General features: G+C 70.7%; 10 protein-coding genes. All 10 read right to left on the minus strand.

Annotated features, from left to right (window positions below):
- Positions 1-43 precede the first annotated feature (43 nt).
- Complete coding sequence (locus Y09_RS05895) at positions 44-328, minus strand: DUF6457 domain-containing protein (RefSeq protein WP_053916809.1); 285 nt, start codon at positions 326-328, stop codon at positions 44-46.
- Complete coding sequence (gene narI / locus Y09_RS05900; RefSeq protein ID WP_053916811.1) at positions 328-1,059, minus strand: respiratory nitrate reductase subunit gamma; 732 nt, start codon at positions 1,057-1,059, stop codon at positions 328-330. Before narI ends, Y09_RS05895 begins: the two co-directional genes overlap by 1 nt.
- The gene (gene narJ / locus Y09_RS05905) at positions 1,056-1,901 is read right to left on the minus strand and encodes a nitrate reductase molybdenum cofactor assembly chaperone (protein WP_053916814.1); all 846 of its coding nucleotides are present in this window, start codon (positions 1,899-1,901) and stop codon (positions 1,056-1,058) included. Before narJ ends, narI begins: the two co-directional genes overlap by 4 nt.
- Positions 1,901-3,535 carry a nitrate reductase subunit beta gene (narH, locus tag Y09_RS05910; protein WP_053916816.1) on the minus strand — a complete coding sequence of 545 codons (1,635 nt, stop codon included), beginning with the start codon at positions 3,533-3,535 and terminating at the stop codon, positions 1,901-1,903. Before narH ends, narJ begins: the two co-directional genes overlap by 1 nt.
- A 26-nt stretch (positions 3,536-3,561) precedes the next feature.
- A complete protein-coding gene (locus Y09_RS05915; protein ID WP_053916817.1) occupies positions 3,562-7,302 on the minus strand; it encodes a nitrate reductase subunit alpha in 3,741 nt (1,246 codons plus the stop codon).
- 42 nt (positions 7,303-7,344) lie between these two features.
- Entirely contained in the window at positions 7,345-8,574 is a 1,230-nt protein-coding gene (locus Y09_RS05920) for a NarK/NasA family nitrate transporter (protein ID WP_053916820.1), read from the minus strand.
- 226 nt (positions 8,575-8,800) lie between these two features.
- Positions 8,801-9,325, minus strand: coding sequence for a glycine cleavage system protein R (locus Y09_RS05925; protein WP_053916822.1), 525 nt, complete (start codon positions 9,323-9,325; stop codon positions 8,801-8,803).
- 10 nt (positions 9,326-9,335) lie between these two features.
- Positions 9,336-10,976: a citramalate synthase gene (gene cimA / locus Y09_RS05930; protein WP_053916824.1), complete on the minus strand. Its 1,641-nt coding sequence runs from the start codon at positions 10,974-10,976 to the stop codon at positions 9,336-9,338.
- A 7-nt stretch (positions 10,977-10,983) separates the two neighbouring features.
- Complete coding sequence (locus tag Y09_RS05935) at positions 10,984-12,075, minus strand: branched-chain amino acid aminotransferase (RefSeq protein ID WP_053916826.1); 1,092 nt, start codon at positions 12,073-12,075, stop codon at positions 10,984-10,986.
- Positions 12,076-12,126: 51 nt separating this feature from the next.
- The gene (locus Y09_RS05940; protein ID WP_053916829.1) at positions 12,127-13,197 is read right to left on the minus strand and encodes a 3-isopropylmalate dehydrogenase; all 1,071 of its coding nucleotides are present in this window, start codon (positions 13,195-13,197) and stop codon (positions 12,127-12,129) included.
- Positions 13,198-13,218: the final 21 nt, after the last annotated feature.

A 13,218-nucleotide genomic window follows, 5' to 3' on the forward strand; every position in this document is an offset into this window, starting at 1 on the left:
AGACTACCGTCTGTGAACGCGATCACAAGAGGTGACATGCGTGTCATCCGGGCCGGCGCTGCCCGGCCCTCATCCGCGTGAGCGACTCGACCGCCGCGCAGGCCTCCTCGAGCCCGGCGCCGCGCGCGACCGCGGCGCCGACGAGGAACGCGGAGATCGGCGCCATCGAGCGCTGCACCCCGTCGGCGACCACTCCCGTCATCACGTGGACCCGGTCCACGTCGAGGTCCACGCCACCCACCTCGAGGTGCGCGGCGATGTCCCGCATCCACGGCAGCAGCGTCGTCTCCCAGTCGCTCTGCAGCGTCACCGGTTCTCTCGTCGACATCAGAAGTCCACCTTCTCCCAGCCGCGGCGCTCGGACTCGCGGCGCGGGTCCTTGCTCCGGTAGACGATGTAGGGACGGGTCAGGTAGCCGACCGGTGCCGCGAAGACGTGCACGAGGCGCGTGAACGGCCAGACCGCGAACAGCAGCAGAGCGCTGAGCACATGGAGCTGGAAGAAGATCGGCGCCTGGCCCATCAGCTCCGTCGAGGGCTGCAGGGTCCAGAACTGCCGGAACCAGATCGAGACGCCCTCGCGGTAGTCGTAGTCGCCGAAGGTGGTGTGCACGAGGGTGGCCAGCACGCCGAAGGCGATCACGAGGGAGAGCAGCAGGTACATGATCTTGTCGCCGACGGTCGTCGCGCCGAAGACGCGCGTGTTCGTGCGCCGCCGGTAGATCAGGATCAGCAGCCCGCCGACGCAGGCGACCGCCGCGGCGAGGCCGATCGTGACCGCCATGAGGTGGTAGACGTGATCGGAGATGCCGACGAAGCGGGTCCAGGACTTCGGGATCCCGAGCCCCACCACGTGGCCGACGAAGATCCCGATGATCCCGAAGTGGAACATCGGCGAGCCGATCGAGAGCAGCTTCGACTCGTAGATCTGGCTGGAGCGGGTGGTCCAGCCGAAGCGGTCGGCGCGGAAGCGCCACACGTGCCCCAGCACGAAGACCGCCAGCACCATGTAGGGCAGCACCACCCACAGCAGCAGGTCGAGGGTCGAGGTGTCGTTCATGAGGGGCGTCCTCTCAGCAGGTCCAGCGGGACGGGTCCGGGGGCTGTGGCACGGGAGTCGCAGCCGTTCGCGGCGAAGGTCTGACCGGCCAGCGCCCCGGCGTCGGCGTCGAGGCCGTAACCGTCCAGGCCCACGGTCTCCTCCTCGGGGCCCTCCTCGGCCAGGCGGAGCACGGCGGCGCGGTCGTCGGCGTCCAGCGGCGGCAGCGTCCCGCACAGGGCGAGCAGCGCACCGTGCCAGGGCGAGGAGATCTCCTCCAGGTGGAGGCGCAGCAGCTCCACGCCCGGGCGGTTGCCGCGCAGGATCTTCGCGCCGCGCTCCGGGTCGTGGCCCGCGGCGAACTCGAGCACGAGCGGCAGATGGTCGGGCAGCTCCTGCTCGCCGACCTCGACCCCTGCGGTGCGGAAGTCCTGCTTGATGCGCAGCAGCGCCATCCCGCGGCGGCGGGTGTCGCCGTGGCTGAAGTAGGTCAGGTGCAGGCATCCCCGGCGGCGGGTGTCGAAGGTGTCGACGTACTGCTCCTGCACGAGGACGGGGTCCGCCTCCCGCAGGGCGTGGAGGGTGCTGCGCAGCTGGGTGCGGCCCGGTTCGGGCAGGTGCTCCACGAGCTCGGCCACCTGCCCGAGCCGCGAGACGGTCGCCTCGTCGGGGTAGGTCAGCAGCCAGGAGACCGCGAGCCAGGTGGCGCGCAGCTGCGGGGTCGTGAGGCCGGAGGCGTGCAGCAGGTGCTTCGGCGAGCGCACCCGCTTCGGGGCGAGGGTCGCGGTGCCCGCTCCCCCGCCGTCCGCCGCGGTCGCGCCGTCGGCCGAGCGCCTGCCGAGCAGGCGGGCGAGGGCGCCCATCAGGCACCTCCTGTCGCCGGCTCGGGGAAGAGCCCGTCGGGGCGGCCGCGGCCGTCCCAGTTCAGCAGGTTGATGCGCACGCCCTCGGGGCGCTCGGGCCCGTTCTGCTGACGCTTGGTGGCGTAGCCGGGCCCGGACATCCCCATCGACTCCTCCGGCAGGGACATGCTCATACCCGGGCCGCCGGGGGCGTTCAGCGGGCAGTCTGTGCCGACGCCCTCCAGGTCGTGCGCGGACTCGTGGTGCCCGACGGGGATGACGTAGCGGTCCTCGTACTTCGCGATCGCGAGCAGGCGGTACATCTCCTGCATCGTCTCGCCGTCCATCCCGACGGCGTTCGCGATCCCCTCCCGGGGCTCGCGTCCGAGGTTGATGTCGCGCATGTAGGAGCGCATCGCCGCCATCCGGTACAGCACCCGCTCCACGGTGGGGACGTCCCCGGCGGTGAAGAGGTTCGCGAGGTACTCCACCGGGATGCGCAGCGCGTCGATCGCGGCGAAGAGGTTCTCGGCGTCCTCCGCGTCGTAGCCGGTGTCGCGGACGACGTCGACCACGGGCGAGAGCGGGGGGATGTACCAGACCATCGGCATCGTGCGGTACTCGGGGTGCAGCGGGAGTGCGACCTCGTAGTCCTTGATGAGCTTGTAGGTCGGGGACCTCTGCGCGGCCAGCAGCCAGTCGTGCGGGATCCCCGCGGCCTTCGCCCCGGCGATCACCTCGGGGTCGTGGGGGTCGAGGATGATGTCGCGCTGGGCGCGGTAGAGCTCCTTCTCGTCCCGGGTCGAGGCGGCCTCGGTGACGCGGTCGGCGTCGTAGAGGACCAGGCCGATGTAGCGCAGGCGGCCCACGCAGGTCTCCGCGCACACCGTCGGCTCCCCCTGCTCGATGCGGGGGTAGCAGAAGGTGCACTTCTCGGCCTTGCCGGTGCGGTGGTTGAAGTAGATCTTCTTGTACGGGCAGCCGGTGATGCACATCCGCCAGCCGCGGCAACCGTCCTGGTCCACCAGCACGATCCCGTCCTCCTCACGCTTGTAGATCGCGCCGGAGGGGCAGGAGGCCACGCAGGTGGGGTTCAGGCAGTGCTCGCAGATGCGGGGCAGGTAGAACATGAAGGTCTGGTCGAACTCGAACTGCACCTTGTCCTCGATGCCCTTGAGCATCGGGTCCTTGTCCTTGTGGAGGTAGGTGCCGCCGAGGTCGTCGTCCCAGTTGCCCGACCACTGGATCTGGGTGCGCTCCCCCGTGATCAGCGACTTCGGGGGCGCGGTGGGGATGTTCTCCTGCTGCGCGGGGGCGTTGAGCAGGTTGTCGTACTCGTACGTCCAGGGCTCGTAGTAGTCCTCGATGCCGGGCAGGCGCGGGTTGGAGAAGAGCTGCAGGAGCTTCTTCAGCCGGCCCCCCGCCTTCGGGGTGAGGCGCCCGGAGGAGGTCAGCTCCCAGCCGCCCTTCCACTTCTCCTGGTCCTCGTAGCCGCGGGGGTAGCCCTGCCCGGGCCTGGTCTCGACGTTGTTGAACCAGATGTACTCCGTGCCGGAGCGGTTCGTCCACGCCTGCTTGCAGGTCACCGAGCAGGTGTGGCAGCCGATGCACTTGTCGAGGTTCATCACCATCGACATCTGGGCCATGACGCGCATGTCGTCTCTCCTCGTTCTCTCGGTGCTCAGTACTCGACGGGGGCGGTGCGCTTGCGGATCATCGTGACCTCGTCGCGCTGGTTGCCCGTCGGGCCGTAGTAGTTGAAGGCGTAGGACAGCTGGCCGTAGCCCCCGATGAGGTGGGAGGGCTTGAGCATGATGCGGGTCAGCGAGTTGTGGATGCCGCCGCGCATGCCGTCCCGCTCGGTCAGCGGCACGTTCACGGTGCGGTCCTGGGCGTGGTGCATGAAGGCGGTGCCCTTCGGCATGCGGTGGGAGACCACGGCCCGCGCGGCGACGACGCCGTTGCGGTTGGTGGCCTCGATCCAGTCGTTGTCGGTGATGCCGACGGCCTCCGCGTCCTCGACGCTCATCCAGATGGTCTGGCCGCCGCGGGAGAGGTTCATCATGAAGAAGTTCTCCATGTACATCGAGTGGATCGCCCACTTGTTGTGCGGGGTCAGGTAGCGCACCGAGATCGACGTGCCCGCCTCGTCCTTCTCCCCCAGCGCCCGCTCTCCGAACAGAGCGGTCATGTCCAACGGGGGCCGGAACACGGGCAGCGCCTCCCCCATCTCGAGCATCCAGTCGTGGTCGAGGTAGTAGTGCTGGCGCCCGGTGAGGGTGTGCCAGGGCTTCTTCCGCTCGACGTTGATGGTGAAGGGGCTGTAGCGGCGCCCGCCGGACTCGGAGCCGGACCATTCGGGGCTCGTGATCACGGGGACCGGCGCGGCCTTCGTGTCGGCGAAGTGGATGCGCTTGCCCTCGTGCTCGGCGGCGAGGTCGTGCAGGTGCGTGCCGGTGCGCTTCTCGAGGGTCTTGAACCCCTCGGTGGCCATGTGCCCGTTGGTGGTGCCGGACAGGCCCAGGATGAACTCGCAGGCCTGCAGGTCCGTCTCGAGCTTCGGCCGGCCCGCGGCAGGGCCGGTGCGGTGGACGCCGTTCAGGCGGCCGAGCTCGGCGACGTACTCCTTGACGTCGTAGGTGATGCCCTTGGTGGTCATCCCGAGCTTCTCGAGCAGCGGGCCGATGGAGGTGAACTTCGCGTAGATCTGCGTGAAGTCCCGCTCGACCTCGACGAGGGTGGGCATGGTCAGGCCCGGGACCGGCTCGCACTCCCCCTTCTTCCAGTCGCGGACCCGGCCGTGCGGGGTGGCGAGCTCGCCGGGGGTGTCGTGCTGGAGCGGGAAGGCGACGACGTCCTTGCGGGTGCCCAGGTGCGTCTGGGCCAGCTCGCTGAAGCGCCGCGCGATCCCGGCCCAGGTCTCCCAGTCGGTGCGGGACTCCCACGGGTTGGAGATGGCGGGGTTGAAGGAGTGGACGAAGGGGTGCATGTCCGTGGTGGACAGGTCGTGCTTCTCGTACCAGGTCGCCGCCGGCAGCACCACGTCGGAGTGGAGGGTGTGGCTGGTCATGCGGAAGTCGAGGGTGAGCATCAGGTCGACCTTCCCGATCGGCGCCTCCTCCCGCCAGCGCACCTCCCGAGGACGCAGGTGCTCCGGGGTCTCCTCCTCCGTGGCGGCGGAGTCGACGCCAAGCAGGTGGCGGAAGAAGTACTGGTCGCCCTTGGCGGAGGAGCCCAGGGTGTTCGCCCGCCAGATCGACCAGATCTTCGGGTGGTTCTGCGGGGCGTCCGGATCCTCCGCGGCGAAGTTGATCCCGCCCTGCTTCAGCTGGTCGACGAGATACGGGATCGTCTCCTCGCCCGCGGCGGCGGCGCGGTCGGCGACGTCGAGGGAGGAGATGTCGAACTGGGGGTAGAAGGGCTGCCAGCCCAGTCGCTGCGAGAGGGCGACGGCGTCGGCCGTGGTGGTGCCCGCGAAGCGGCCCGCGCCGGTGGTGGCGGCGAGGGTGTCGGCGCCGAAGCGGTCGTAGCGCCACTGGTCGGTGTGCATGTACCAGTAGGTGGTCTGGGTCATCTGGCGCGGGGGCCGGGTCCAGTCCAGGGCGTTGGCGAGGTGGAGCCAGCCGGTGATCGGGCGGACCTTCTCCTGGCCGACGTAGTGGGCCCAGCCGCCGCCGTTGACGCCCTGGGTGCCGCAGAGGTTGGTCAGGGTGAGGAAGGAGCGGTAGATGGTGTCGGAGTGGAACCAGTGGTTGGTGCCCGCGCCCATGATGATCATCGAGCGGCCTCCGGAGTCGATCGCGTTCTGCGCGAACTCGCGTGCGATGCGCGCCGCGGCCACGCCCGGCACGCCCGTGATGGTCTCCTGCCAGGCGGGGGTGTAGAGCGCCTCGGCGTCGTCGAGGCCGCGCGCCCACTGCCCCGGCAAGCCCTCGCGGCCCACGCCGTACTCGGCCAGCAGCAGGTCGAAGACGGTGGTGACGATCCGGCCGTCGATCTCGCGCACGGGCACGCCGCGCGCGACGTCGCCGCGGCCGCCCTGCCCGGCCGTGTCGAAGCGGGGCAGCAGCACCTCGGCGACGTCCTCGTGGTGGCCCAGCAGCGACAGGGCCGGGTCGAGGTCGCCGAGCTCGAGGTTCCAGCGGCCCTCCCCGTCAGCGCTGTAGCGGTGGCCGAGGGTGCCGTTGGGGACCACGACCTGCTCGCTCACGCGGTCGAACATCATGGGTTTAAAGTCGGCGTGCTCGGTCGCGGCCTCGGCGGTGCGATGCTCCCCCGCCTCGCTCGCGACGAGGAACTTGCCGGGCACGAAGGCGCCGTCCTCGCGCTTCTCGAGCTGCACCAGGAAGGGCAGGTCGGTGTACTGGGTGGAGTACTCCTCGAAATAGGGCACCTGCTTCTCGACGTAGAACTCACGCAGGATCGTGTGGCCCATCGCCATGGCGAGCGCGGCGTCGGTGCCGGGATGCGGGGCGAGCCACTCGTCGGCGAACTTGACGCTCTCGGCGTAGTCGGGGGCGACGGAGATGACCTTCTGGCCGCGGTAGCGGGCCTCGGCCATCCAGTGCGCGTCCGGGGTGCGGGTCAGGGGCACGTTCGAGCCCCACATGATCAGGTAGGCCGCGTCCCACCAGTCCCCGGACTCGGGCACGTCGGTCTGGTCGCCGAAGACCTGCGGGGAGGCGGGCGGGAGATCCGCGTACCAGTCGTAGAAGGACAGCATCGAGCCGCCGATGAGCTGGTGGAAGCGGGCGCCGGAGGAGAAGGAGACCTGGCTCATCGCGGGGATCGGCGAGAAGCCGGTGGCGCGGTCGGGGCCGAACTCCTTCACGGTGTGGACGTAGGCGGCGGCGACGAGCTCCTCCGCCTCCTCCCAGCTCGCGCGCACCAGCCCGCCCTTGCCGCGGGCACGCTTGTAGCGCATGGCCTTCTCCGGGTCGGAGACGATCGCCTTCCACGCCTCGACGGGGTCGCCGCCGGGGATCTTGGCCTTCTCCTCGCGGAACAGGCGCAGCAGCTCGGAGCGCACGTAGGGGTAGCGCACGCGCGTGGGCGAGTAGGTGTACCAGGAGAAGGAGGCGCCGCGGGGGCAGCCGCGCGGCTCGTACTCGGGCTTGTCGGGGCCGGCGGAGGGATAGTCGGTCTCCTGCGACTCCCAGGTGATCACGCCGTCCTTGACGTACACCTTCCAGGAGCAGGAGCCCGTGCAGTTCACGCCGTGGGTGGAGCGGACCACCTTGTCGTGGCTCCAGCGCTCGCGGTAGAAGGAGTCGCCGCCGCGGCCGCCGACGCGATGGGTCTCGCGGTTGTCCTCGCTGATCCGCTCGGAGCGGCTGAACATCTTCCGCGCCCCGATCAGCGCGTCGAACACCGGTGAGTCCATGCCCGGCTCGGCGGGGTCCTGGCGGTCCTGGATGGTCATGGGAAGGCTCCTCCTGGGCGGGGACGGGTCAGCGGTGAGGGATCAGGCGGTGGCGGCGGTCCGGCGGGCGCCGCGGCCGACGAAGAGGGTGACGACGACGGCGCCGAGGGTGGCGATCAGCAGCAGCACGATCCCGAGGGAGTAGCTGCCGCTGCCGGCGTGGATCGCGGCCATCACCAGCGGCGGGACGAAGCCACCGAGGCCGCCGGCGGCGCCGACGAAGCCTGTGACGGAGCCGACGACGGACGGGTCGGCGGCCTGCGCGACCAGGGCGAAGACCGCGCCGGAGCCGAGGCCGAGGCCGGCGGCCATGACGATGAAGTCGATCGTGCCCAGCGGCATCAGCGCGGGCTGGAAGGCGAGCATGAGCGCGGCGAGGGCCACGGCCACGTAGGAGATCAGAAGCGTGCGCACGGCGCCGATCCGGTCCGAGAGAGTGCCGCCGAGCGGGCGCATGATCACCGCGACGATCACGAAGCCGGCCATGCGGAAGGAGGCGTCGGCCGTGGTGAGGCCGTACCAGTTCTTCAGCATCGTGGGCAGGAAGACGGAGAAGGCGACGTAGCCGCCGAAGGAGAGGGCGTAGAGGTAGCAGGCCTGCCAGGTGACCTTCTGCCGCATGGCGAGCAGGGTCTGGGAGAGCATGCTCTTGCCCGAGGGCTTCCAGGTGGGGGCGTCGTGCATGAACAGCCAGGCGAGAACAGAGTAGAGGACCAGCGCGACCGCGGTGACGATGAAGGGGGCGGCGCTGCCGGCCGCGCCCACGAGCGGCACCGTGGTGAAGGCGCTGATGGCGGTGCCGCCCATGCCCACCCCGTACAGGCCCGTGGCCATGCCGCGCTTGGCGGGCGGGAACCACGAGTTCACGAAGGGGACGCCGATCGCGAAGGTGGTGCCGGCGATGCCGAGGAAGAATCCGCCGAGCAGCAACGTGGAATAGGAGTACTGGCCGGCGAGACCGAGGAACAGCACCGGGATCACGGTCAGCAGGGACACCAGCGGGAACATGAGGTGCCCGCCGAACCGGTCGGAGAGGCCGCCCATCAGGATCCGGCCCAGGGAGCCGACCAGCACCGGCAGCGCCACGATCAGCGAGGCATCCTGCGCCAGACCCTGCTCGACATAGACCGGGCCCAGCGGGCTGAGCAGCGCCCAAGCCCAGAAGTTCACCCCGAAACCGAGGGTGACCAGCAGGAGCGCTCTCCAGGCTCCGGGCGGGACGGTGTCCTGGGCGGTGGTGGTCGTGGCGGCGGAGGACGGGGACCCGGTCATCGAGTGGCTCCTCGGACGTGTGCGGACACGAAGGTCGAGCACTGCTCGACGACGCACCGCAGAGGGGGAATGTACGTCGTAAGCATTCTCGGCCCGTGCGGCCACCCTAGAGGACTTCAGTCCCGGAAAAGACTGTTCCCGGAGAACCCCGCAAGTTTCCACCGGAATGCAACGAATTCCGCGACCCAAGGGTCACGGAATTCGTCAGCATCGGGCCCTCACGGACTCATCCCGGGGCGTCGAGCTCCAGGTCCACCATCAGCTCCGCAGCGATCGTCTCGAGCGCCTCGCGCACGTCCGCCTCGTCGGACTCGGTCGGGAGGCGGAGCTCGGCCTCGGCCTCGAAGAGCATGCCGCCGCCCTCGGGCGCCTCACGGGTCCAGGAGCGCAGTCCGTCGATGGTCGCGCCCTGAGAGCGCAGTGCCGTGGTGACCTCGCGGACCATGCCGGTGCGGTCCTGGCCCAGCAGGTGCAGGCGGAGGGCGCGGGCGGGACCGGGCGGAGCGGTCTGCTCGGCGACGGCGGCCTCCACCGCGAGCCCGACCTCGGCCTCGAGGCCCTCGAGCGCGGAGAGGAAGTCCCGGACCGACTCGTCGGGGAGGTCCACCTGCACGATGCCGGCGAACTTCCCGGCCAGCAGCGCGAGCTGGCTGTCCACCCAGCTGCCGCCGTGCTCGTCGACGGCGGCGGCGAGGGCGGCGACGAGGCCCGGTCGGTCGTCCCCGATGGCGGTGAGCACGTAGGTCGTCATGGGAGTCACACTAGCGCTCCCCGGCGCGGAAGGCCCCCGGAACACCGGACTTGTAGAGCCCGTAGGTGTACGCGTCGAAGACCGCCTCCCAGGAGGCCTCGATGACGTTCGGCCCCACGCCCACGGTCTGGAACTCCAGGCCCCGGCCCGAGGTGCGCACGAGCACCCGCGTGGTCGCATCGGTGCCATGCTGGGAGTCGAGGATCCGGACCTTGAAGTCCCGCAGCTCGAACTCGTCGACCTCCGGGTGCCGCTCCCGCAGCGCCTCGCGCAGGGCGAGGTCCAGGGCGTTGACGGGGCCGTTGCCCTCGGCGATCGCGACCCTCCGCTCCCGCTCTCCCCTGCCGTCGGCCCGCAGCTTCACGGTCGCCTCGGTCTCGAGGGTCCCGTCGCGGCCCAGCTGGGAGGTGGCCCGCCAGGACTCGACCGAGGAGTAGCTCGGCACGCGGCCGAGCTCGTCCAGCAGGAGCAGCTCGAAGGAGGCGTCGGCCGCCTCGTAGGAGTATCCCTCCGCCTCGCGCTGCTTCACGGTCCGGGCGAGGCGCGAGAGGAGCTCCGGCTCGTCGGCGAGCTCGAAGCCGAGCTCGCGGCCCTTGAGCTCGATCGAGGCGCGGCCGGCCATGTCGGAGATGATCATGCGCATGTCATTGCCGACCGCCCGGGGATCGGTGTGCTGGTACAGGTCCGGGTCCACCCGGATCGCGCTCGCGTGCAGCCCGGCCTTGTGCGCGAAGGCGCTCGCCCCGACGTAGGGGGCGCGGGGGCTGACGGGCATGTTCACGATCTCGCCGATCGCATGGGAGATCCGGGTGGACTCGGCGAAGGTCTCCTCGGGCACCAGGTCCATGCCCATCTTCAGCTGGAGATCGGCCAGGAGCGTGATCAGGTCGGCGTTGCCGGTGCGCTCCCCGTAGCCGTTCACGCAGCCCTGGACGTGGGTGATCCCCGCACGGACGGCGCTGATCGCGTTCGCGACCGCGCAGCCGGTGTCGTTGTGGGTGTGGGCGCCGAGCCGGGCCCCGCCCGCACCGGCCGTCTCGAGACGCGAGCGCAGGTCCTCGGTGATCTCGGTGACCTGGTGCGGCAGCATGCCGCCGTTGGTGTCGCACAGCACCAGCACCGCGGCGCCGGCCTCGTGCGCGGCCACCAGCACGGAGGTCGTGTAGTCGGGGTCCTGGAGGAAGCCGTCGAAGAAGTGCTCCGCGTCGACGAACACCTCGCGGCCGAGGCCGACGAGATGCGCGACCGTGTCGCGGACCATCGCGAGGTTCTCCTCGGCGGTGGTGCGCAGCGCACCGGTGACGTGGCGGAGATCGGACTTCGCGACCAGCGTGATCGTCGGCGCACCGGAGTCGACGAGCGCGCGCACCTGCTGGTCCTCGGTGACGTCGACGCCCGCCTTGCGGGTCGCGCCGAAGGCGGCCAGACGCGCCGTGGACAGCTCGAGCTCGGTCGCCGCGCGGGCGAAGAACTCCGTGTCCCGCGGGACCGCGCCCGGCCAGCCGCCCTCGATGTAGGTCACGCCGAGGTCGTCGAGATGGCGGGCGACGGCGAGCTTGTCGGTCACCGAGAGGGTGAGCCCCTCCTGCTGGGAGCCGTCGCGCAGGGTGGTGTCGTAGAGGTGGAAGGCCTCGATCGGGGTGGTGGTCATGACCTGCTCACACCAGCCGGGTCAGCCAGCCGTGACGGTCCGGGATCCGGCCGTACTGGATGTCGGTGAGCTCCTTGCGGAGCGCCAGGGTGACCTCGCCCGAGCCGCCGTCGCCGACGGTCCAGGAGCCCTTCCTCGAGCGGAACTCGCCGATGGGGTTGATGACCGCGGCGGTGCCGCAGGCGAACATCTCGGTGATCTCGCCGGACTCGAGCTGCTGCTCGACCTCGCTCATCACGAGCTTCTGCTCGTGGACCTCGAGGCCGCGGTCCTCCGCGAGGCGCAGGATGGACAGGCGGGTCACGCCCTCGAGGATGGAGCCGGTCAGCGACGGGGTGAGCAGGCGGCCGTCCTTCGTGATCGCCACGACGTTCATGCCGGAGAGCTCGTCGATCGAGGTGTGGGTCTCGGAGTCGAGGAAGAGCACCTCGTCGGCGCCGTTCTCCGCGGCCTCCCGCTTGCCCAGCAGCGAGGAGGCGTAGTTGCCGCCGCACTTCGCGGCGCCGGTGCCGCCGGCGCCGGCGCGGGCGTACTCGTCGGTGATCCACACGACCAGCGGCTGGACGCCGCGGGGGAAGTAGGGACCGGCCGGGGAGGCGATGACGTAGTAGTCCACCTCGTGCGCGGCCCGCACCCCGAGGAACTCCTCGCTGGCGAACATGAAGGGTCGCAGGTAGAGGGACTCCTCGCTGGTCGCCTCGGGCACCCATGGCTCGTCGGCCGCGACGACGGCCTTCAGCGAGGTCAGGAAGTCCTCGACCGGCAGCTCGGGCAGGGCCAGGCGCCGGGCGGAGCGCTGCATGCGCTCGGCGTTCGCCTCGGGGCGGAAGGTCCACACCGAGCCGTCGGCGTGGCGGAACGCCTTCAGGCCCTCGAAGATCTCCTGGCCGTAGTGCAGGACGGCGGAGGCGGGCGAGAGCTCGAGCGGGCCATAGGGCACCACCTCGTCCCGGCCCCAGCCTTCCTCCGCGGTCCAGCGGGCGCGGGCCATGAAGTCGGTGTAGTGCTGTCCGAAGCCGGGGGCGGCGAGGATGCTGGCGCGCTCGTCGTCGCCCACGCGACGGGTGGTGCTGGTCTGGGGGAAGGCGAGTGCGCTCACGGGGATCTCCTCGGCGGGGTTCGGCAGGGTCAGTGTGTCAGGTGCGGGCTCTCAGCGACCGGTGATCGCGGCGACGAGGTCGTCGCCGATGCGGGCGGTGCCGCGGGAGGCGAGCGACGCATCCGCCGCGCGGGCGGCCAGGTCGTTCTCGACCGCGGCGCGGACCGCGGCGGCGGGCTCGATATGGCCGAGGTGGTCTAGCAGCAGCGCGACCGAGAGCACGGTCGCGGTGGGGTCGGCCTTGTCCTGGCCGGCGATGTCGGGGGCGGAGCCGTGCACGGGCTCGAACATCGAGGGGAAGGCGCCGGTGGGGTTCACGTTCCCGCTCGCCGCGAGGCCGATGCCGCCGCCGATGGCGCCGGCGAGGTCGGTGACGATGTCGCCGAAGAGGTTGTCGGTGACGATGACGTCGAAGCGGGAGGGGTCCTGGACCAGGTAGATCATCATCGCGTCGACGTGGGCGTAGTCGACCTCGACGCCAGGGTGCTCGGCACCGACCTCCTCGACGATGCGGCGCCACAGGTGCCCGGCGTGGACGAGCACGTTGTGCTTGTGGACGAGGGTGAGCTTCTGACGGCGGGCCTCGGCCTGCTCGAAGGCGTAGCGGACCACGCGCTCGACGCCGACGGCGGTGTTCAGGGAGACCTCGGTGGCGACCTCCAGCGGGGTGCCGGTGCGCATGGAGCCGCCGTTGCCGACGTAGGGGCCCTCGGTCCCCTCGCGCACGACGAGGAAGTCGACCTCGCCCGGCTCTGCCAGCGGGGTGGAGACGCCCGGGAACAGGCGGGTGGGGCGCAGGTTCACGAAGTGGTCGAAGCCGAAGCGGAGCTTCAGCAGCAGGCCCCGCTCGAGCACGCCGGAGGGGACGCCGGGGTCGCCGACGGCGCCGAGCAGGATCGCGTCGTGCTTCGCGAGCGCCGCCATGTCCTCGTCGGTCAGGGTCTCCCCCGTCCGGTGCCAGCGCCCCGCCCCGAGGTCGTAGTCCGTGGTGCGGACCGCGACGCCGGCGGGCTCGAGAGCGGCCTCGAGGGCGCGCAGGCCCTGGGGGACGACCTCCTTGCCGATGCCGTCGCCCTCGATGACGGCGAGATCGAGGGTGCTCGGGGCGGGGGTGGTGCTCATTGCTGGTGCTGCTCCTGAGAA

The organism is Brachybacterium sp. SW0106-09 (assembly GCF_001293905.1).
In the GTDB taxonomy this organism is placed as follows: domain Bacteria; phylum Actinomycetota; class Actinomycetes; order Actinomycetales; family Dermabacteraceae; genus Brachybacterium; species Brachybacterium conglomeratum.